At 59.5% G+C, this 21,887-nt stretch carries 17 protein-coding genes and 1 pseudogene; 5 read left to right on the top strand and 13 right to left on the bottom strand.

All coding sequences use genetic code 11. From position 1 onward, the window contains the following. Nucleotides 1-20 precede the first annotated feature (20 nt). Nucleotides 21-1,298 (bottom strand): DNA cytosine methyltransferase, encoded by a 1,278-nt coding sequence (locus tag QEN71_RS35530; protein ID WP_201651785.1) that lies wholly within the window; start codon nucleotides 1,296-1,298, stop codon nucleotides 21-23. Here QEN71_RS35530 and QEN71_RS35525 point away from each other — a divergent pair. Further along, nucleotides 1,297-1,698, top strand: coding sequence for a very short patch repair endonuclease (locus tag QEN71_RS35525; RefSeq protein ID WP_233471893.1), 402 nt, complete (start codon nucleotides 1,297-1,299; stop codon nucleotides 1,696-1,698). The genes QEN71_RS35530 and QEN71_RS35525 overlap by 2 nt on opposite strands. Nucleotides 1,699-2,161: 463 nt before the next feature. Here the strand turns inward: QEN71_RS35525 and QEN71_RS35520 are convergent, their stop codons facing one another. The 6 genes from QEN71_RS35520 to QEN71_RS35495 form a co-directional block, all read right to left on the bottom strand. Continuing rightward, entirely contained in the window at nucleotides 2,162-3,511 is a 1,350-nt protein-coding gene (locus QEN71_RS35520) for a serine hydroxymethyltransferase (protein WP_201651787.1), read from the bottom strand. Continuing rightward, nucleotides 3,501-4,265, bottom strand: coding sequence for an aspartate/glutamate racemase family protein (locus QEN71_RS35515; RefSeq protein WP_201651789.1), 765 nt, complete (start codon nucleotides 4,263-4,265; stop codon nucleotides 3,501-3,503). The genes QEN71_RS35520 and QEN71_RS35515 overlap by 11 nt, the downstream gene beginning before the upstream one ends. Nucleotides 4,266-4,317: 52 nt before the next feature. Continuing rightward, nucleotides 4,318-5,232 (bottom strand): DMT family transporter, encoded by a 915-nt coding sequence (locus tag QEN71_RS35510; RefSeq protein ID WP_201651791.1) that lies wholly within the window; start codon nucleotides 5,230-5,232, stop codon nucleotides 4,318-4,320. A 27-nt stretch (nucleotides 5,233-5,259) separates the two neighbouring features. Continuing rightward, on the bottom strand, nucleotides 5,260-6,579 hold the full coding sequence (locus QEN71_RS35505; RefSeq protein WP_201651793.1) for a peptide ligase PGM1-related protein: 1,320 nt from the start codon (nucleotides 6,577-6,579) through the stop codon (nucleotides 5,260-5,262). A gap of 496 nt (nucleotides 6,580-7,075) precedes the next feature. Beyond that, the gene (locus tag QEN71_RS35500; RefSeq protein ID WP_233471895.1) at nucleotides 7,076-11,152 is read right to left on the bottom strand and encodes a KAP family P-loop NTPase fold protein; all 4,077 of its coding nucleotides are present in this window, start codon (nucleotides 11,150-11,152) and stop codon (nucleotides 7,076-7,078) included. Between the two features lie 551 nt (nucleotides 11,153-11,703). Further along, entirely contained in the window at nucleotides 11,704-12,732 is a 1,029-nt protein-coding gene (locus QEN71_RS35495; RefSeq protein WP_201651797.1) for a DNA-binding protein, read from the bottom strand. A 344-nt stretch (nucleotides 12,733-13,076) separates the two neighbouring features. On the opposite strand from QEN71_RS35495, the gene QEN71_RS35490 reads away from it, so the two are divergent. Further along, entirely contained in the window at nucleotides 13,077-14,345 is a 1,269-nt protein-coding gene (locus QEN71_RS35490; protein WP_201651799.1) for a tyrosine-type recombinase/integrase, read from the top strand. 149 nt (nucleotides 14,346-14,494) lie between these two features. Here QEN71_RS35490 and QEN71_RS35485 read toward each other — a convergent pair whose 3' ends face one another. From QEN71_RS35485 to QEN71_RS35470, 5 genes and pseudogenes are all read right to left on the bottom strand, one after another. Further along, nucleotides 14,495-15,148, bottom strand: coding sequence for a PoNe immunity protein domain-containing protein (locus QEN71_RS35485; protein WP_233471896.1), 654 nt, complete (start codon nucleotides 15,146-15,148; stop codon nucleotides 14,495-14,497). 50 nt (nucleotides 15,149-15,198) lie between these two features. Beyond that, nucleotides 15,199-15,381, bottom strand: a pseudogene (locus tag QEN71_RS35480) (hypothetical protein); the annotation flags it as partial. 326 nt (nucleotides 15,382-15,707) lie between these two features. Beyond that, a complete protein-coding gene (locus QEN71_RS35475; RefSeq protein WP_290468259.1) occupies nucleotides 15,708-16,097 on the bottom strand; it encodes an SMI1/KNR4 family protein in 390 nt (129 codons plus the stop codon). Between the two features lie 128 nt (nucleotides 16,098-16,225). Beyond that, nucleotides 16,226-16,621: an HNH endonuclease gene (locus QEN71_RS44845; RefSeq protein ID WP_201651803.1), complete on the bottom strand. Its 396-nt coding sequence runs from the start codon at nucleotides 16,619-16,621 to the stop codon at nucleotides 16,226-16,228. A gap of 45 nt (nucleotides 16,622-16,666) precedes the next feature. Further along, entirely contained in the window at nucleotides 16,667-17,374 is a 708-nt protein-coding gene (locus tag QEN71_RS35470; protein ID WP_223962953.1) for an NUDIX hydrolase, read from the bottom strand. Nucleotides 17,375-17,500: 126 nt separating this feature from the next. Here QEN71_RS35470 and prs point away from each other — a divergent pair, with 126 nt between their 5' ends. Both prs and QEN71_RS35460 read left to right on the top strand, forming a co-directional pair. Continuing rightward, entirely contained in the window at nucleotides 17,501-18,316 is an 816-nt protein-coding gene (gene prs / locus QEN71_RS35465) for a ribose-phosphate diphosphokinase (protein WP_201651807.1), read from the top strand. 26 nt (nucleotides 18,317-18,342) lie between these two features. Next, nucleotides 18,343-20,064 carry a nicotinate phosphoribosyltransferase gene (locus QEN71_RS35460; RefSeq protein WP_201651809.1) on the top strand — a complete coding sequence of 574 codons (1,722 nt, stop codon included), beginning with the start codon at nucleotides 18,343-18,345 and terminating at the stop codon, nucleotides 20,062-20,064. A gap of 587 nt (nucleotides 20,065-20,651) precedes the next feature. Here QEN71_RS35460 and QEN71_RS35455 read toward each other — a convergent pair. Continuing rightward, nucleotides 20,652-21,131, bottom strand: coding sequence for a hypothetical protein (locus QEN71_RS35455; RefSeq protein ID WP_201651811.1), 480 nt, complete (start codon nucleotides 21,129-21,131; stop codon nucleotides 20,652-20,654). A gap of 166 nt (nucleotides 21,132-21,297) precedes the next feature. On the opposite strand from QEN71_RS35455, the gene QEN71_RS35450 reads away from it, so the two are divergent. Next, on the top strand, nucleotides 21,298-21,849 hold the full coding sequence (locus QEN71_RS35450) for a hypothetical protein (protein ID WP_201651813.1): 552 nt from the start codon (nucleotides 21,298-21,300) through the stop codon (nucleotides 21,847-21,849). Nucleotides 21,850-21,887: the final 38 nt, after the last annotated feature.

Here is a 21,887-nt window from a genome sequence, read left to right as displayed (position 1 = left end):
GCTATTCGCGGCGCTGGATTTTATGCGGCAAGATCGCCACTCTGATGCTTTTTGGCCGCGATCGGTTCAAGCAGACGATCAGCCAGGAAGCGGACGACGGGAACGACCACGCCGTCGCCGATGACCTTGAACGCGCGGTAATAGACGTCGGGTAGCACGTAATTCTGCGCAAGCCCCATCAGCTTGGCCGCCTCGGTTACCGTGAGCAGCCGCGTTCTGACCGTCTTGCCCTCGACATGGATGATGCGAGGACGGGATGCGCCGCCTCGTGGCGTTCTCAGACATCCGAGCGTCGGCCCAAACGCTATCTCGGCGCGCTGCCGGTTTTTCTCGCCTTCGCGTCGCATCCGCAGATACAGGCTGCCAATATGCGGCCCATCTTCGGCCTGTGCTTTGTGCAGCCTCGCGAGATGCGCCGGCGACATCATATCGAGCAGGCGTTTCGTCTCTGCTGCAGAGTCCCAACCCACGGCGTCAAGATCAATCGATCTCAGGAGCGAATTCTTCCTGAGTTTGGGCGCAGTCCCGGCGTCCCACCAGATCCAGTCTTTTTGCGACTTGCTGGACAACGCATCGAAGGCGCGGATGAGGGGTTGCGTGTGCCACGCCTCGGTAGGACCGTCGGAGCAAAGATCTCCGTTGACCTGCTGTTCACGACGCACGGCGATCAGGAATACGCGCGGGCGCGATTGCGGCACGAAGTGCTTCGCGTCGGCGACGACTGCGCCGTAGCGATATCCAATCGCTCCCAGCGCATCACAGATCGCGGCGAAGTCACGGCCGCCATCGAGGGTCAGCAGGCCGACCACGTTCTCCAGGACGAGCAGCGTGGGATGGCGCCGGGTGCGACGCAAATTTTCCATGAGCGTCAGGAATGGCCAGAGCGCGCCGGATCGGGTCTCGGACCCGTCGTCCGCTCGCCCGATTCCTAACCCGTTACCTGCCAGCGAGAGATCCTGACAGGGAAACGAAGCCCAGGCGAGATCGACATGACCGTCCAGGTCGTCGACGGTAACCTTCCGGACATCGCGATCGTCGAAGTGATCACGCCCCCAATTCGAGATATAGGTAGTGGCCTTCAGCTCGTCGACATCATTGGCGAAAAGACATTCCCACTCTTTCCCCAATCCAGCGCGCGCCATCCCTCCACCCGCAAAAAACTCGTAGAAGGTATATTTATCGGATATCACGAACGGAGCCCCGGGTCTCTTTATTCTCGGCAGATTTTTAATCTGCCAGCGATTGTATTCGAAACTGCATCGCGCATGCTTCTTTTTATGGTTTTTTGAACGGGTCATGGATCGATCGCAAATCATGCGGTCAGTCAGGTCGACCGATACCCAGCCTGAACTGGCAGTTCGGCGAATGGTTTACGGGCTCGGATACCGATATCGGCTGCATCGCAAGGATTTACCGGGATCCCCGGATCTCGCATTTATAGGCCGACGCAAGGTCATTTTCGTGCATGGCTGCTTCTGGCATGGACACACCTGCAGGCGAGGAGCCCGTCGTCCCAAAACCAACGCCGATTACTGGAGAGAAAAGATCGCGCGCAATGTCGCCAGGGATGCATCGAATGAGTCGAAGCTGACTGTGTCTGGTTGGGACGTTCTGACGGTCTGGGAATGCGAGCTGGCGAAGCCGGAGGAGCTTTGCGCGAAACTGCGCGCGTTTCTCGCGGCGGGCGTCTCGCCATGACGTCATCGGTTTTTCAGCCAGTCGCGTTTGTGACCAGGAAGTGATTGTCGGGCGGGACGTTGAAGAAATCAGCGACGCTCGCAAATACATTTGCCGTTCTCCGGAAGACGGGACATTAACCCGAACAGGCGCTTTCAGCGTTTCACGCTGATCATTTCAGCGCGATTCGATAGTAAGCGCCTCGAATCAAGTTTTATTTGAGAAATAGATTCGAACCAATGCAGATTGGATGGAGATGTTTCGCGTCTGCCAGCCCTGTTGGCGGCTCTCACAGGGTGTTCTGTCACGGTGAACGAACAGTCGCCGCGCCGAAGCCACCGGTCGGCCCGGCGACAATCAGCGGTCCCGCGAATCGCTCTTTCAGTTCTAGGCCGGTCAGCCCCGACGAGATCTTCGAACAGATTCGCCCGGCTATGTTGTGCCTGGCACCGGTCGGCCCCCTTCGTTGTCTCAGCTGAGCGCGTCAACCGAGCGCTTGCGCGTCGGCAGCCGTCGGCGAATGCTGCGGAAGCCAACGCTCCGAAAACAGGGGCAAACCTTGCACCAGTTCCCCGAAAATGGCCTTCGCCCGGATCTGTTTGTCCGGATCTCCTGGATTATTCAGCAGCGAGCCAATGAGGGCTCCGATGCGGAGGAAGTCCGACTCATCAAGTCCTCTCGTGGTCATGGCGGCGCTACCCATTCGCACGCCGCTGCAAAGACTCGGGGGCTGTCTGTCGAACGGAATCATGTTCCTGTTTGTCGTGACGCCAACCTCCGTTAGAAGTCGCTCTGCCTGCTGCCCGGTCAGTCCGAGGTCAGTCACGTTCGCCAGCACAAGATGGGTGTCCGTACCGCCCGTGACCAGCCGTACGCCTTCTTGACGAAGACCCTCGGCAAGCGCCTGCGCGTTATCCAGAACCGCTTTCGAATACAAGGTGAACTCGGGCTCGGCCGTTTCCATGAAATGCGCAGCCCGCGCGGCAATCATGTCCATTTTGGGCGCGCCTTGAATCCCGGGGAAAATCGCCCGGTCGATCGCATGCCCCCACTCCTGCCGGCACATCAGGACTGACCCGCCGCGCGGGCCTCGCCATGTCTTGTGCGTGGAAGACGTCACGAAGTCAGCGTACGGTATGGCTGAAGGAACGACGCGCGCGGCCATCAGTCCCGCGACATGCGCAATATCTGCCCAAAGCAACGCACCGACCTCTTTGGCGATATCGGCGAACGCAGCATAGTCGATGTTGCGGGGATACGAGGAACCGCCGCAGACAATCAGTTTCGGTCTGGCTTCCTTTGCAAGACGACGAACCTCATCAATGTCGATCCGCTCCGATGTCTCGTTTAATCCGTAATGGCACACGTGATACAGGCGACCGCTCATATGAAACGCCGCACCATGGCTCAGGTGACCACCGTCCGACAGACGCATTGAGAGTATCGGGTCGCCGGCCTTCAGCACCGCCTGCAGGAGCGCGACATTCGCGATGGTTGCACTCATCGCCTGAACGTTGGCGTGTTCGCACCCGAACAATTTTTTCAGACGGGCAATAGCAAGGTTCTCGATGGCATCCACATATTCACACCCAGCGGCGAACCGCCTGTCGGGATAGCCCTCGGCATTCTTGTCCGCCAGTGCGCTTCCTTCCAGTACCCGGCTCCGTGGGGAGGAGAAATTTTCGGAAGCCACCAGGGTAATCGCACTCTCCTGTCGTCTGCACTCCGCGTCCACAAGTTGATCCAGATCGGGATCATCGGCAACCAGCCAGCCGCGCCATCCATATTCCACATCGGTGACCGGACGGCGGTTCGTTGAACGTTCACGGCTCATTCGCGATCTCCTCAGAAAATTGAATGTCAGGCTCTTCGACCCCGGTTGACAGCGACTGCCACCAACGGACGCACGCGTCAGCAAGGCATGCGTCTGAATCGACCAGGTCGACGGCCATGGTGCCGGGCGGTACCACCATAGGCAGTTCGGTGCAGCCAAGGATGATCACGTCGGGGTGTAACGCGCGACACGCGTGCAGCGCGTGCGCCAACTGTTTCCATGAACTGTCGGGATCTCCCGACTTGGCAAGTGCAATTGCGCAACCCGTCGCACGGATAGTCGCTTCTTCGACGTCCATGAGCCTGATACACAGTTTCTCGAGTGAATCGCCATACAATCGATGTTTCATGGTCGATCGGGTGCCAAGAACAATCGCACTGCGTGCACCCAGCCGTGCGGCATGCTGCGCGGTAGCCGACACCATGTCGATCAGGGGGATCTGCAGCGATGAGGCGAAGTCCCGGCGCCAGTAGTGGGCCGTGTTGCATGGAATGGCCACCGCCCCGCAGCCCGCGTCCTCGAGCTGCTCCAGACGCGAGCGGATGATCGACGGTACATCTACGGTTCCTGCCTCCATCGCGGACGAACGATCCGGGATTTCCGGGCATGAGAGCAGGACGAAAGGGATGTGTTCCTGATCGGATGTTGCTTGTGAGCGTTGCGCGAGCGTGCGAAGGAAGTACGCCGTCGCTTCGCTCCCCATCCCCCCAAGGATACCGAGGCGGCCCTCGCCGATGCTGCAATTCAATGTCATATATATGTAATCCTTAATATATATTGCGAACAAGGTGGTCCGATCGCCTATATCAGGCGCCCCCGTCGCCTGCATCCATGCGCTTGTCGGACATGCCGAGGTAGAGCGCGCTACCGACAATTACCGCGGAACCGATGGCTGCCTGTGCCGTTATGACCTCGCCCCAGATCATGTACCCAAATATGATCGCCCACACCACCCCAAAGTAGCTGAATGGAGCAAGGAGTGACGCCGTGGCATTCCTGAATGCCACCGTCAGCAAAAGCTGACCGGCACCTGCCGTGAGCCCAAGCAGGGCCATATATCCGAGATCCCTGGTGTCCGGCGTGGTCCACGAAGCAACAAGCGATACACCGCTCACGATGGTCGCGATGACCGTGAAATACAGGACAATTGCGGCCGGTTCTTCGGTACGCGACAGTTTCTTGATCTGGATGATCGAACCTGCGCCAAACATGGCGCTTAGCAGGATCAATCCGGTGCCAAGCAGGGAAGCGTGGTTGCCGGAGAGCGATGAGACCAGAATGACGCCAACAAATCCGGCCATCGACGCTACCGCTGTAGCGACGCGGAAGCGTTCAGACAGAAAGACGACGGCGAACAGACCAATAAGAATCGCTTCCGTGTACTGCAGGGTGACAGCGGTCGACAATGGCAGATGTGGCAAGCCGGCAAAGAACAGTCCCATCGAGCCGAGCGCCATAATAGCTCTCAGGAAGTGTCCGAAAAACCGGTGAAGCGTCAGCTCCCTTCGTTGGTTGTTGCGGAGCCGAAATATAAAGGCGGCAGGGATCAATCCGAACAACATTCGGAAGAACGTTATTTCGTTCGCCGGATACCTGGTCGAAACCAGCTTCGCGATCACATCCACCACCGCGAAAAGAAAAATCGCACCGCACATGAACGCGATACCACGCACCTTCTGTCTGCTCAGGGCATGAGGCAGCTGTTTCTCAGTTACCAGCATCTGGTCGGGTCTCTTGGAAGGTCGTGGTCAGCGACAGGCCAGCCGCACAAATCGCTCTTCGATGCGCTCCAGTTCGGCTCGCGATTCCGCGACGGTCAGAATCTCGATTCGCCCGGTGCTCCGCAGATCTTCGACAGAAATGACGACGCCGGTTCCTCGTGCCCGGGTGAAGCCCAGATTTTCCCGCGCCAGCAGCGCGCGCAACGACCGGAAATCCATATCGCTTGTCAGATTCGTGCGCGTAGCGGCGACCAGGGCATCGCCCCTCTCTTTCGGCACGATCCGTTCGAGTATTGCCTTGGCCGCCGTGAAACCGCCATGACGCGCATTCACCTCGTTGATCAGGATATCCCCGTCCTGACGCACTATCGCGTCAACGCTTATCGGCCCCCGATGCCCGAACCGGGCGATATCGTGCGCAAGTTTCAGCCCTTCGGCCTGAAGTTTATGCACGACCGTATCGGATAAGGTCGTAGGCCAGAACATCCCCGCGTAGGCTGGCGCAAGCCGGATGTCGGCGATCCCATTGAATACGACCGAATCGTCTTGCAGCAGATAGTGGACGCCAACGGAATGTACCGAACGGTAGTAGCTCTCCACGACAAGAAACGGAGTCTGTTCCCGACTCAGCTCCGAATACACCGTTTGCGCAACGCGTTCGTATTCCTGATCCGGCACATGATGAACCTTGTGCGTCCCCGGCGCGCTGGTTATGTCATCGCGCGTGACCAGCACGTTACCCTCGGCCCCGGAGTGCCGGTCAAGCTTCACGATGCAGGAACCGGTGAGCGGCATGAGTTCCGCCAGCGCCGGCACGAGTTGCGCCGGTGAAGCACAGGTTCGCCCGGGAGCGACCGGGACGCGCAGGCCTGCCGCCAATCCCCGGAAGACCCGCTTGTCATTGAAGAGATCTGCTGCTTCGCGGGCGGGTGTTCCCGATGCGCCAAAGCGAACCGGCATGCCGACCAGTTCACCGAAATCGAAAGCCACCTGATCTGCAATATATGGCTCTATGGACCAGTCATGCCCCTCAATACCGATTTTCTTGACGTCTTGAATAAATGAATCAGGTTTAAGAGCATCCAGACTCAACGGATGTGGGTCGTCAGATTGACCACATACATATAAAGCCTGGAGAGAATCGTGTTCGTATTGGCACATCTCCTCAACATAGCGGATATGTTCCAGATCGCCAGCGGAAGGGAGAATAATTAAATCCCGTGGAGACATCATCCAGAAATGCCGCCGCGACGCGCTCGCGCTGAATTGTCTGTACCGTTTGCTGAGGCTTTGTGGGCAGACAACCATGGCTTCCGTATCCGCGTTACCAAGGAATATCTTGGGCATCCGCACATCTCCTTCACACCTGGTTAAAGGATTGTTCCGGCGAGGTCAGAGAGAAATACGAAGACGTACCGTCTTACGGTTCGCACAATTCGAAGAGGTCCGCGATTTAATCTGGCTCAGACTCTACTCGCTCCATAAGCATAGAATTGCATTCTTTCCGTGAAATGACAGGAAGATCGCAAGAATTCGTATGGTATCCGAACCTATGCAATATGCATGATGTTTAACGCGTGCGATATGGAGGTGAAAACACGGACAAAACTGGGCGCCGCCGACCGCGTCGGCATTGGTTTGTGTAGTGTATCGGGACAATGTGGAGGTTTTCTCAAGGAATTGCGCAAGGCAAACGGGGGCCGCCTGACGCATCCTTCTGTATGCGTCAGGCGCTGGCGTGCGATCGGCGGTCAGTCTCCCTGCGCGCCGATGGAAAGGTCTGAATGTTGATGCGGAAAACCAGGGGGCACTTCCCGGCGCGGAGGCTGCTCCGTTGCTCCGCTCAGGATTGGGTGACAAGGCGTCGCAGGCGCGCGATGTCATTCGATGCGCCGAATGCTCCTTCTATGATCTGCAATTCTTCCTGGGCGAGAACGTCTGGTTTAAAAGACTTGAGCGCGGCCTGGCCCACGAGCTTCATGCAATATGCGCAGATCTGGCCTTTCACGGTGTTGCTTTTAGCCTCAGGAAAGGCGTTCATCAGCATGCGGGCAAGCTGCGACTGATTGTCCCTGCTGCCCAGGACCGCCGTAATGGCGTCGCCATCGTCGAACAGCGCCTTACCCGTCAGGTCAATTCCTGGCAGGATCACCAGCTGCGGGACTATCTCCAGAAAGAATGCTGCTCCCAGCGCCTTGGCTCGCCCGATGGCATGACGCCACGTTCGCAGCCGCTGTTCGTCGGCGATGTCGGACGCAAGCAGATATCTGGAAAGTAACGCCCTGCCCTGATCCTTTTGCACATCGAGCCATAACCCCAACCCTATGTCCTGCTCCTGTGAAGCGTTGACTGGCCCATTCACGAGTAGCATGCGCATGGTTTCAGCGATACCTGGCTCTTCCATCGTCTCCGAAACATGCAGCCATGCTCGTTTTAGCGCGGAGAACTGTGTCGGGTTTGCCGCGTCAACCGACGTTAACAGGGCGTATGCCTGCTGCGCTGTGAACTGCGGATAATCAGCGACGAAATCGACCGTTTCTGACGGCGCCGATTTCCAGACGATACTTATCGCGTCGATCAGTTTTGGGCGCCCTGCTTCCGGTACAAGCCCGCGCTGGAGCATATCTTTCATGGAGCCAAGGATGCTGACGTTTTCCGGAGATGGAAAGGTCTGGACAAACGCTCTGGCGTCGTCATATATCGATGCCGGACTGTACGGGTTCCGCTCGGAAGATTGCGCAGCCCAGTAGCCTGTCATGCATTTGTGCAAGAGCGGGTAATGACCAGCTTGCCCCTTCGCCTGGGAAAAGAGTTGCTGCACCTGTTGTCCATAAACCGAAGGGGTAGCGTTGAGGAGTACCGGTGCGACAACTGGCAGAATCGCCGACAGATATCCATTCGGATTGTTGAACCTCGCCGCGAGCTGGGTTAGCAGTGAGTTCAGGTAGTCGAGCAGCGGCGGCGTCCCCCAGGCGACAGCGGGTACTGCGCCGACAAACGCTACAAATCGTAGCCGCATGGCGTCGCCGATCTGGTCCACGCTGATGGTCTGCTGCAACGCCGAGACAATATTGCCCTGCACGGCTTTGCCCTGGTCAGTGAACCGGGACGCAAGATACCGCGCGCATGGTACCGGGAGCGCTGAAAGGAGGCGCGGTGCCCAGTTTCCCAGAATGCCTTCTTCAACCTCCCGGCCGAGGGGCAGAAGCCGGCCCGCCATGTCGCAGGCGTACCCGGCCGTTTCGTCGCCTGTGCTCCAGTGATTTATCAGGTTCGTCACCGAAGCCAGCGCGGTGTCATCCAGGGCGTGCAGTGATTCAGTAACAGCATTTGATATCGGCCCGAACGCGACATCCTGGTCAATGATGTTGTCATCGTCACTGACGTCGTCTTGCTGCAGCCTCTGTGCGAATTCACCAATGAAGGCTGACGCTTGCTGTTCATTGACGTTGCCTAGCGCTGGCACCCCGACTTCCCACGCGACCTGAACAGCGTGAACATCCCTGAGGCTGACATATGTCGGCAGCAGGCGCCACAATTCTTGCCGTGCTTCTTCCCCTGTCCGCATCAACTTCGAGGAGATCGCTTTCATCCGCGACAGTGCGGATTTCACGTCGAACGTGTAATTTTCGTCCTTCTGCAACTCGCCGGCAAGCGCGCCCAGATACCGGACCCCCAGAGCCTCCGCGACGTTCCCGCTATCCTCTGAAAGCCAGGACTCGAGGTCACGGTAAGGCAACTGGATCAGTGCGTTGCCTCCCGCCTGCACGTTACGCTCGATGAGCCAATCCTGCAGTAGCTGCTCCGCATGTGCTTCAAGGCCGCCGGCTGCCCGGGTTGACAGGGCGCACGGCACGAGCGTCCGCACCATGTCGACCGCTTCGTTGAGATTCGGCGTGCCCATGGATTCCAACTGGAGCGCAACAGGTCGTCCCGGCGTCAGCAGGTCTTCTATCAGTCGCGAGGTGACCGACTTCCTGTCAGAAGGCACCGCTTCTGACATAAGCGCCACGATGCGTTCCGGGCCAAGCTGTGAGCGCAGGTTCAGGCTGTTATCGAGGTCACGGCACAATTCCCCCAGAAGCACCGCGGCCAGTGGATCCGGCACACGGCCGATCAGGTCTGCGACTACCCGCGCCGCATTGCTGCGACGTGCGCTGGTCTCATTGACGGTTGCCTCGTACAACTGGTACAGATTGCGCGCCTGCTCCTGACTCAGCATCGACCCGTCAGTATGACGGCCCATGCCCTCAAGCACTCCCCTCGTGTCGCCTGACACGAAGGCGCCGTACACTGCGGAGATGTTCGCTCCAAGCCGACGGGTGGTCGGATCCTCCGAAAGCAGGAGAAGGCTTTGAAGCGGGTCAGCCCACCGTACGCCTCCCAGGCTGGCAATAAACTGCCGGAGCGGGCGATGCTCGGGTCTCAGTTCGATCGTTTCGGGTTGCTGTGACAGCGGCAACAGATACCGTTCTGCAAGCCGCTTGCGTGACGATTCAGGCAATCCGTCGAGCGCACGTCCCCGGACAATCACGTCTGTGAATGCGTGCAGAAACAGGGGATCTTCCTGGAGGTCACGATAGAAGTCCGGAAAGCTGACCTTCATCGCACTGAGGGCGCCCAATGAGATGGGATGCCTTGTGACAGCGCCTTCATGCAGGCCGCCTGGCCGGCTGCTGCCCACTCCCTCACGCTCCCGTCGGATCGCGATCCACCATGACTGCGCAAATGCATTGACGATCTGTAGCGCGTTTCGAGGGTCGCTAACCCCTACATGAATCATCCGGTCAATGAGCGGTGGAAACGCGATACCGCGATTTTCCAGATCGGACGAAATGTGCGTCAGGCTCTTCAACTGCCTTGTGGCGTAGTCGCGCATGTCGTTACGGGGAGGCGGAGGAATTTCAAGCCTGAACTGGAAGATCCGGTCAAGATAGCGACGGGCATCAAAATGATTGAAGACAGTTGCGGGGAGTTCTCCAGAACGGCGGCCCTTGGCCAGCGCATCGGCAACCTTCCCTTCATCGCACGATATGACGAACACGAGCCCTAGTCCGTCGGGCAGACGAGACTTCGGAATTTCCATGAACGTTCGGACTGCATCCAGTCCTAGCACCATCTCGTCTGCCGACAGGCGGTCGAGGTCATCGACGAATACCACCAGGCGTTCGCAGGTCTTCCCGACTCGACCATCCGGAGACTTGCTTGTCCCGTCCTTGTACCGCTGCAACTGGGAGAGCAGCATGTCTTCGAACTGCTCGGAGGTCGTGCTCGGCAGCGATACCCGTGTCAGCGGATGAGACGCCTTGACCTCCGAAGGCTTTACATGTTTCAGAACGTATGCGTATAGGAAGGAGATGCAGACAAAGAGCACCGCGCGCAAAAGATCGCCAGGGCGAAATATGAGGTCGCCGACGAAAAGTAATAGAAACAGCAATGCGAACGCTATGACGAGCGCGGGAAGTGGCAATGCCCACGCGCGCAACAGATCGACAGTCATGTCGCGAAATGACTTCGGCTGCTCCCTCGTCTCGCTTATCTGACGGAACAGCCTGTCCTGGAGGTTTTCTTCGGTACCACCAAGTTCCAGGAACACATGCCGTAGCAACGCTCGTTTGATGTCCTGATCGCGCCCGCCGAACCGCCACGCATTAAACGTAATACAGTGGATGCGCTGCGCGCGCGTCTGGCCACCAGTCTTCGTGGCGTCGTCGCGCAACTGGTTGGTATAAAGCTCCTTGATACTACTCTTGCCAGTCCCCCACCCCCCTAGCAGGCCAATACTGAAAGGCGGCTGGTGATCGTCCGACTCGATCAGGCTTCGCAGGGCCAGCGCGAAATGGCGATGACCAAATGCGTCCTCGTTCGCGCTTGAAATTTCCCTGTCAAGAATTGACGGCATTACATCGTCTTGCTGCATTCGATCATTCATCTTGTTTGACTTTTGATAACCGTTGCAATGTATGGCGTGTGACGCACCTTCGGTGCACGGGATGTCGGGCTGCGAAGCCCTGCGACGAGCCGCGCAGAAAGCCATCCGATTCGGCTTTCAATTCTAAGACCAAATGGTGAGCACCCGGCAGCGATCATATGAGACGCGGGCGCGGTCTGTTCTGCGAGGTCGAATCCATGGCCGGTAAATAGCGGCGAATCGGGCTGCCTTGGGACTGGCCGTCGCCAAGCGGGAATATCGCTGGTCGCGTGGTTCGCTTCTTCGCAACGCTGTTCTCCCGGTGGACCTCCCGGCGCGTCTGGGGCGCGCTGTCTGCGCGATCCATGCGCGATCGGAAATGTTCACGCAACAGGCATGGGCGCGCGGGCCGGACCGCACATGGAGGGGGGCGGCGGCTTTTTCGCTCAGTCGACATCGCCGCTGCGTCGTCGACGCCTGCGGTTCCGCACGTGACGTAAGCAGTTCACCAGGCCGTGGATGTGGATGGCCGCCGTCAGTGCGCCGGTGGGGAAAGTTCTCTAACTGCGCTTACGTCCCGATATGGTCTTGCCGGTCGTCGCCGATCCCTTGCGCGCCGAACCTGTTGTGGTTGGGCGTGCGGCTGCCGTCCTGCCACCTGCTGGTCGGGAACGCCGGAGCTCCACATCGCGCAGCGCAGCCAGCTGTTGATGGAGGGTCGCATTTGCGGCTTGAACTGCGTCGAGCCGTCCCTGCACCAGGCCGACCTGATGACGGGCATCGCCAAGCTGCGCCTGCAGCGCCTCGACTGCATGTCGGTGGTCCGCCTCGCGCCTGTCGGCCCGCTTCGTCGTTTCTTCGACCTCCTTTTGCAGCTTCGCGGCAGCACCGCGCTCGCGGTCGATTTCGAGCAGTGCGCGTTTCTCAGTCGCGCGCAGGCGCTCCTCCGCACGTTCGGCCGTCTCGCGCAGTTTCTCCAGATCCCGCGAAAACCCCTCCCGCACCTTTTCCAGCTCACGGTCGCGCGCCGTCGCCTCGGCCTTCAGGCGGCTGACCTCCGCCTCGAGCGCCTGCCGCGCGGCGTGGCCCTCGGCCTGCGCCTTCTCGATCTGGCGGACTTCGACCTGCGCGGCGAGCAGCGCCGCGGTGCGCTGCTCCAGCGCCACTTCCGTGCGTTCGAGCTCGCCGCGCGCGGCGGCCACGTGCTGTTCGGCTTCTACCCGCTGGCCTTCCACTTCGGCGCGCAGCGCCTGCAGTTCAGCCTGCGCAGACGCCGTCGCCCGTGTCCACAGCGTGGCGACCAGTTCCCCCGCGGCCGCCCCGAGATCGGCCGGCAGGTCCGGGTGTTCGATGCGCACGCGGCTCTTCTCCCGCAGTTCGGCCCAGAACTCGCCGAGCACCGCCGCGGGCGTGCCCATGCTGCCGCGCTTCACCAACTGATACAGGCGGTTGGCGGTCGGCGCCTGCCCGAAGCGGAAGAACAGCAGCGCGCACACCTCGCGATACAGCTCCCGCGTTTTGGGGAAAGCGATTTTGAGGCGCTCGATTTCGGCGGCCAGGCGGGTGTCTTCGGACAGAAGGTCGGACATGACGGGTAATTCCGGAATTTACGTTGATAATATAACGTAAAACGTTAAATATACAACGGAAAGATCGCAGTAATTTGACATTACACCCATAATGTCGAAAATTATCGCGACGCCGCCGATCCGAACGCGCGACGTTGCTTAAACTAAATTTGTATCCATTTTTAAACTAATTTTGTTCCCAGCCCCCTGGAGCAAAATCGTCGTGCTGCCGCGCCAGTAGAAGTGCACCGCCGTCCTGCTGTTCAACCACGCGCAGCGACAGCGAGCGAAGCACCACACCGCTGACCCACTGAACTCAGTTGCGCTTGTGCGACACTGGCGCGCTCCCGAAAACTTTCACCTTTATGTCCGATACCGAATCCGGTTTCGAATACGGCCACGCCGTAGCACTGCGCCCCGCGCCGCTCGAATCGATCGCGATTCCCCCGGCGCTTGACGGGCGTACCGGCGCGAACCGCGCCACGGGCGCTCGCGCGCAGATTGCCGCAGACAACGATCTCGATGCGATCCGGGCATGGCTCGCGCGCGTGGCCGACACGCCGACGACCTTCGAGTGCTATCGCAAGGAAGCCGAGCGGCTCCTGCTGTGGTCGCTGGTAGAGCTAGGCAAACCGCTCTCCTCGCTCACGCACGAGGACTGCCTGCGCTACCAACGCTTTCTCACGGATCCGCAGCCGGCCGCTACCTGGGTGGCGAACGCCGGTGCAGGCGGCGGGCGCAAACACCCGCGCGGCGACCCGCGCTGGCGACCCTTCCACGGACCGCTCTCGCCCGCCAGCATCCGGCAGGCGACGGTGATTCTTAACGTGCTGTTCTCGTGGCTTGTGCAGGCCGGGTATCTGGCCGGCAACCCGCTCGCGCTCTCGCGGCGGCGCGCGCCCAGGGCCGCCGCGCGTATCATCCGCTACCTCGAGCCCGGAGTCTGGCAGCATGTGAAGGATTTCATCGCATCAATGCCGCAGGACACCGCGCGGGCGCGGGCGCACTACCATCGAGTGCGATGGTTGTTCACGCTTCTGTATCTGGGCGGTCTGCGCATCGCCGAGGTCGGCGGCAATACGATGGGCCAGTTCTTCGTGCGGCGCGACGCCGATGGCGCGATGCGCTGGTGGCTGACGGTGCGCGGCAAGGGCGACAAGGAGCGGCTGGTGCCGGCCACGCGGGAACTGATGGCGGAACTCTCGCGCTACCGTCAGTCGCTGGGAATGACGGCCCTGCCCTCACCCGGCGAACAGACGCCACTGCTGCTGCCGATCGGGAAAACGCCAGACGCGACGGCAATGTCCGATCGCGATACGCACAGCGGTGCTCCCCACCGACCGTTGACGCGAGCCGCGGTTCACAGCATCGTCAAGACCACTTTTGCGGGTGCCGCCGCCCGGCTACGGGAGTGCGGTCCGGAAACCGAAGGACGCGCTGCACTGCTCGAAAGTGCCTCGGCGCACTGGTTGCGGCATAGTGCCGGCTCGCACATGGCCGACAATAAAGTTGATCTGCGGCACGTACGGGACAACTTCGGGCATGCGTCGTTGACGACGACCAGTATCTACCTGCATGTCGATGAGGATCGCAGGCATAAGGAGACCGATGACAGGCACCGCATTGACTGGTGAGCGCGGTTCAGGATTTAGGCCCCGGCGATGTGGGGGCCTTCACCGCGCTCCGGTACGCAGATCGCCTCCGTTCTGATGCCTGGACGTGACGGCAGGCTTAACCGAATAGACCGCGAGCGGCACGCAATTACTGTTCATGAGAAGTCAGTTCACGCTTTCCCGAAAATGCGTTTTAGAAGGCTGCGTCTACCATCGCGGTTTCCCTCCAGAAAAGGCTCTGCGAGCTCGTCGGCTTCGAGCGAAGTCGGGTCGGCTTCGCGGAGCAAGTCGCCGGGATAATGCGGTAGTCCGAGGCATAGGCTGTCGTCGAGTTGCAAAAGCCTTGACCGCCGCCACTGCTTCGACAGACCAGAACCCAAAATACGCCCCACCCTGAATAAATTCATCAAATCCGTACCAATAGGGGCGGTCGTAAATTGCCGCCACCCCTCCTTTTTTGCGGGTCGATCGAGTTCTGCATACCAGTTTTCAACAAACGAACGAAGCATGCGGGGCTGGTCCGGCGGCAGTGCGTTGACGGTAGCGAGCAACCGGGCGTATGGCTTTGGATGGCATAGCACGGTCCCGATACGTCGACCGTGATCGCGGCTCGAGATGATACGGTCGAGCAACACGTCTTCACCCTCATTGCCCATCAAGGCAGTCAAACGCTGCCATTGATCGTCAGGAATGCTGAGAGTGAGTGCCAGACCAGTGAGCCAGAAGCACACGATGTATTTGTCGAGGTTCGTGCTCCAGCTGCGGCGCGAGAGCTGTTGCTCCGCGAAAACACCCCCATCCCCAGCCGCTCGGATTGCTCCCATGCATTAAGAAGTCCCGGGAAGTACTGAGCCAACTCGCTAACTGTGTCGCCGCGTGAATACCGAACGAACATTAGTTGCCAGTACTCTTTCGCAATTTCAAAGAGATACTGTGGTCGATAGCGTGCATCACCGGACGGTTCCCCCGATTTTGCCCACATCGCCTCTATCCGCGTGTGCGAATGTTCGATCCATTGATCCCAATACGCTTGGGGGGCAAGCGCATCTCTTGTCATTTTGTCGCTCCGACTAACACGGGTGCCAGCTGAGGAATTAATTCTTCCGTTATTGTCCAGCATGCCGACCGTTACATTCCCAAAAGGGATCGGTATGTACCAGCCATTTATCCACGCGACCAGAGACCATCGCGTCCTGAACACCTTCTGCGCATTACGATTTCCACCAACGGCCTGCAAGATACGGTTCAACCCGGGTTAGCGCCCGTGAGCCAATCGTCACTCCATCTGCAACCCGTCAAGCGTCGATCCCAATCTGGATGTGCCGAACCCGTATTCGACCACCAAGGACAAGCCGCCGGATGTCGCACTGAAGGAGCCGACAGTTATTGGCTACCTTTTATCTGTTTCAAAAATTCTGGATCTATCCAGACACGTCCTTGCTCGGTCTGCTCTCGAGTAGGCTGGACACTAGCTCCAGAAAACGGCTCCAACAAGTCGAGAAACTCTGTCAGCGACCCCGCGAGCAGGATGAATGCTTCCCTTCCCGGAATCTCATGATCGCAAAAATAAATCTTCCCGGCGTCACCTCCCCGGGTGGCGAAGCAAACGTAATTCCCACCTTCGGCGTATGCAACAGGTATAAATCCAAAATCGCCTGTCTGATCGATCAGAGATTTTTCATATGGAACTTTTTCAAACGGAATTGCTTGCGTGACTCCCGAATGATTTCCCCCCGCAATGCCAAACACATTGTCCGAAAAAAAATGCCCCATTGAAGCGCTGCAGAAAGTCAAGATAATCCTTTAATAGTTCTATCCCAATAGCGGCTTGAATTGTCCGAGCTTCACTTGCGGAAGGTGGCGCAGTCGAGCCGTGTGTTTCAATCTTCATGCCCACCTCGTTATCTGAGAATTGCGGCGCCGCCCGTAAGGGGCATCGCATTGTGAATATCTTGCGGTATGAGCAGCATGGTGTTCGCATCCTCGACGTGATGCCATACGAACCCAGCAGGTGTACTTGACAAGCCGGCCATATTGTTTGCGAGAGCGGCATCGGTTTTATAGTCACCCGTGAGCCCGGGGATGCCTTGGCTTACGGAGAAATGTCCGGAAACCCTTCGATACTTCGCCCGGAGGTCAGGTGGGAAATTTTCGGCAGAGTAGTTTTTGACTGCATATTGGCTGTTTATTGGTGATCGCCCGTTGACAAGCGGCACGCCGTCGTCGCGATACCAGTGATTGCGCCCGCAACCCCCGCACCGATGCAAGGCGCCGCACCGTTTCTGGATCTTGGGCATAGACCCGTATGTAATGTCGCCAAAACTGCCGCCGCTGGCGGCGCCCTACCAGCTCGCGCGACGGTACAGGCCGAGCTGATCTACCCGAAAGAGCCTGGCTGGCCGCTGGGCGCCTCCCTGAAACTCATCCGTTGCAATGATGACGCCCGCTTCATCAACGGATTCGCCCGCCTTCACTTCGGCAACATTTTTCAATCCAAGACGCGTGCGAAAGGTTGCGCGGTTGACGATCTCGCCAAAAATCTGTTCGTAGACGTGCTGCAACTGTGTGAGCGTGAATCTCTCGGGCAACAGCCAGCAAGGTAGCGTCGAGTAGCTCGATTTGTTTCGCACGCGCGTCACCGCCTCGGCCACCTGTTCGTTGTGGTCAAACGCCAGTTCCGGTAGCGCGTCAACGTCGTAGAAAGACAGCAGGCCCGCGCATTCCGCGACAAGCTCTTCGTAGGGCACGAGGGCCACGTGCGAGATTGCCACTGTAAATCCACGCGTGGGGTCGCGCCTTCGCCCCGAGAAGGTCTTCAGCTGCTCAAGATACCTCGGCCGCAAGCCGGCCTTCTCGTGCAGAACGCGAAACGCCGTGTCCTCGACGTTCTCTTCGCGCGCGTCGTCGACGTGAACATATCCGCCGATCAGCGCGGCCTTCCCCGCCTGCGGTTCTTTCGGCCGCACGTGCGTAGCCACGTGAAGCGCGCCGTCAATGACAGTCAGCAATACGACGTCCACGCTCACATCAGGTTTTTCGAACTTGACCACTCTGCCCCCTTCTGCAGCAACTGTTTGAAAAATCCTACCACACATAGTTGCACTTCCCAACTATATAGGTTTATACTGGCGCCACGTTAGTCGCAAATACCAACTAAGTAACAGGCCACCGCTACCATGATTCGAGTCACTGCCATCTCACGCGCTGCCGGCAAACACCCGGTCGAGCTGAAAACTTTGAAGTTCCCGGGCGGCGAGATGCACGTCACCGTGGATGCGAACGTTGCCGCCGATGAACTGCTGATCACCGCGCATCTGCCCGATTCCGCAACGGTCATGACCCTGCTGTTGGTCACTGATGCGCTGCGCCGCGCGTACACCGATGCGCCGCTGTCGCTCGCCATGCCGTACGTACCGTATGCACGCCAGGACCGCGTGGCGAACCCGGGTGAAGCACTGAGCGTCAAGGTCTTCTGCGACCTCATCAACGCCCAGCGATACCGCCGCGTGACGATTCAGGATCCGCACAGCGACGTCGTTGCGGCGCTGCTCGAGCGAGTTGTCATTGAAGATCCCCTGCCGGCGCTTCGCCGGGCCGTGGCGGCGAGTGTCGCGCGCCCCGCCCTGGTTGCTCCCGACGCTGGCGCCCGCAAGCGCGTACTCACGCTTGCCAAGGCGCTCGAACTTGACGTGGTATTCGCGGACAAGACCCGCGACACGCGCACGGGGGCCATCACGGGCACGCAGATTCAGGGTGAACTTCCCGACGCGCCACTGCTGGTGGTCGACGACATCTGCGACGGTGGCCGCACGTTCACCGAACTTGCCGACGCGCTGCGCACGCGGCAGGCCGCGCAGGGCGTCCAACAGGAACTGTATCTGTACGTGACGCACGGAATCTTCAGCAAGGGCCTCGATCCGCTGCTTACCCGCTACGCCACCGTTTTCGCACGAAACAACTGGACCAGCGACAGCCGCTGCGTGCCGGTCTGAACACGAACAATGCCAGGAGAACCGCAATGAATGCTCCCGCCAGCCCCGTCATGCTCGAAACCAACGGCCTTGTTCCGTTCAACCTCGCCGATTTTTACAAGACTGGCCACCCGTCGATGTACCCGGCTGAAACGACAAAGCTCGTCGCCAACTTCACACCGCGCTCGGCGAAATATGCGCCCGTGCTGCCGGAGCTTTTCGACGGCAAGATCGTCTGGTATGGCTTGCAGGGCTTCATCAAGGAATTTTTCCTCGATGTGTTCAACCGCGAATTCTTCGGCGCAAAGACGAAGGGTCAGGCAGTTCGCAAGTACCGGCGCCGCATGGATAACGCACTGGGCAAAGGGGTCGTGTCGGTCGACAACCTCGAAGCGCTGTACGAACTGGGCTATCTCCCCCTCGAAGTGCGCGCGCTGCCCGAAGGCGCACGCGTGAACATCAAGGTGCCGCCCGTTCTTTTTATCAGCACGCACGACGACTTCCCCTGGGTCGCAACGTACATCGAAACGATCTTCAGCGCCGAAAACTGGAAGCCGTCGACTGTCGCGACCATCGCGTTCGAATTCCGCAAGCTGCTCACCTACTTCGCTAAACTCACGGGCTCGCCGGAAGAACTCATCGACTGGCTGGGCCACGACTTTTCGATGCGCGGCATGAGCGGCGTGCACGACGCGATGCGCTGCGGCGGCGGCCACGACCTGTCGTTTACGGGCACGGATACGATTCCCTCGATCGACTACCTCGAAGACTTCTACGGTGCGAACTCCGATCTGGAAGTCGTCGGCGGTTCGATCCCGGCCACCGAGCACAGCGTGATGACGCTGCGTATCCTGCTCACGCTCAAGCACATCGTGAGCGACCCGGCCAACGCGGGCAAAAGCGAAAAGGCTCTGCGACGCATAGCCGAACGTGAAGTGATCCGCGAGCTTGTAACACGCGACTATCCGGCGGGTATGCTATCCATTGTCGCGGACTCGTTCGACTACTGGAACACGATCACGGCGGTCGCACGTGACCTGAAAGACGAGATCCTCGCTCGCCAGCCGGACGAACTCGGCCGCTGCAAGATCGTGTTCCGTCCGGACTCGGGTGACCCGGTCAAGATCCTGACGGGCTACTTCGCCGACGAGCTGGTGTGTAACAGCGTCGGCACCGCGGTCGCCGGCGAAGACGGCATGTACGAAGTGAACGATGGCAGCGGCATGCGAATCACCGAAGCCGAACGCAAGGGCTCGGTCGAATGCCTGTGGGACATCTTCGGCGGCACGACGACCGACAAGGGCTTCAAGGTGCTCGACAGCCACGTGGGCCTCATCTACGGCGACTCCATCAGCCTGCCGCGCGCGCGTGACATCCTGCTGCGACTCGTGCGCAAGAACTTCGCATCGTGCAACGTCGTGTTTGGCATCGGCTCGTACACGTACAACATGATCTCGCGAGACACGTTCGGCTGGGCGATGAAGGCCATCTACGCAGAAGTCGGCGACGAGCAGATCGCAATCTACAAGGATCCAGCAACCGACGACGGCACCAAGAAGTCGGCGAAGGGCCTCCTGCGCGTCGAGAAGGTAGGCAACGACTACGTGCTGTACGAAGAACAGACGCTCGAACAGTTCGACGGCGGCGAGCTCGTACCCGTGTTCCGCAACGGCGAATTGCTCGCCGAGACTACGCTGGCCGAAATGCGCGCCCGCCTGCGCGCATCCTGGACTTGTCCCGAACCCGGTTCCATTGACTGGGCGGTCTGACGACGTGCGATGTCCTCGCCACCCCAGGCGGGGACATCATCCAACGGAATCTCACGGTTTCGTCAGAAATCGTCTGGATCGACCGCCCGGCGCAGCAACGGGGTTCCCGCCTGTTGCGTAACCCTCGGTCGACGCGGCCCTGATGCAACCAGTGGGAGGCTTCTGACAACCAGCGCGTTCGACTTGGCCCGGGCGGACTCCGCGGTGGATAGCCATCTTGGTGCAACGCCCAGGCAAGCGCACGGACAGCCAGTTCGACAGTGCTAACCGGACGATCAAGCGCCTTATTCAACGACGCCAGGGCGGCCACAGAGCGCACGCCGCCGTCAATGTACATTGCTCACCGCGAAGCCCCTGTTGTACTTGGACGACGAGAACGAGATGTGCCTGGCGTAGTACGGACCCTGCTGAGTCGTCTTCGGGGCAGAAAATAGATGCCCTCCTTCGCGAATGCAGTTGCCGCTGCGAACAGCATGACGGCAGGAACGAACTTCTCGGCGAACTGGTTCATTTCCCTGTGTTTTGATTGTGGGCGACGGGACGCCGGTGGGCGGCGCGCATATTGCCGCGCCACCGCGTTCGACATTTCAAAGTTTGAGCCGGCTCTTCAAGCTGGCACACGTGTTTTTGGTGTCTTTTGCGTCGTCGCTGCGCAACGCATCGATGATTCCCGCGATGCGAGGTTTCGCGGCATCCTGCTGGAGATCCACCAATCCTTTCGCGGTGAGGTTTGTGTTTGCCCGGATATCCGTTCCGACGTCGATGGCGAGCGGCAGGATCTTGCCGCCGCCCACGTCGCAGTTGTACGAAACGTGGCTGGTCGAACCTGTGAGGACGATGCGGTTGCTCTTTTGGACGTCCGTCATGTAGATAACCGTGACAACGAACGCGTCGCCCTTACGACTCTCGGGCGGGAGCAGTTCATATCCGGCCGACTGAAGGGCCTGCTGGATGACTGAAGAGTCGCCTTTCCCGTTCGACTGGAAATAGATCCCTTCCTTCGAGAATACGGACGCCGCCGCGAACAGCATGACGGCGGGGACAAGCTTCTTTGCAAATTTTCTCATCGGTTCTCACGTGTAGTTTCAGGAGCAGCACTCTTCTTATCGGCAACCTTTCACTGAAATTAAGCGGTTGCGGAGTTGAATAATCCGCTCCAGATCGATGGTTTCCGCCGATCGCCGCGCGCCGCCGCTGCTACTCTCGCTTGCGAGGCGGCGCGAGTCGCCTAGAGTGTCTTTTTCGATTCCACATGCCGCCACACCCCAGACCCAGCGTCCTGCACCGATGCGTCACGACGCGCGCACTCCCGCGTGGATCATCACCCATGAGCATGCAAACGCGGTGCTCAGCGCCGCCGTCTGTTCGCAACTGTGCACCTGCCGCGCGGATGCAGGAGCAGGCAGTCATCACCAGCCCACCTGCCCGTACCGCCTCATGGTCGAGTCTGCCGAGATCCTTTCCATACTCGCCGCGACTGACATCGCGCACTACAAGGGTCACGCTTCGCTCGCGGAGATGGTCAGCACACACGTATCGGCGTTCCGCGGCCTCATCGGTCAGGCGGCGCGCGTCGCCGGCAACGCAGATGGCGCAGACACCGCCGTCGAAGTTGTTGCGGAGGATGGGCACACCGATCTCGAGACGCAAGCAGCAGACGCGGCATCCTTCGATGCCAGCTACGTCGAGCACGAACTGGCGTCCCTCGCCGACATCGAAAACGCATGCCGCAAGGACATGCACCTGCGGTTCGGGATCCGGGCGGTGCCAGCCCTCGCGCGTTAGCGCCACCCACCGCGTGGAAAACAACCCACAAGGCTGTC

The sequence above is a fragment of the Paraburkholderia sabiae genome (assembly GCF_030412785.1).
Lineage (GTDB): Bacteria > Pseudomonadota > Gammaproteobacteria > Burkholderiales > Burkholderiaceae > Paraburkholderia > Paraburkholderia sabiae.
The sequence above is the reverse complement of the archived record's forward strand: the minus strand, read 5'-3'. Positions and strand labels throughout refer to the sequence as shown.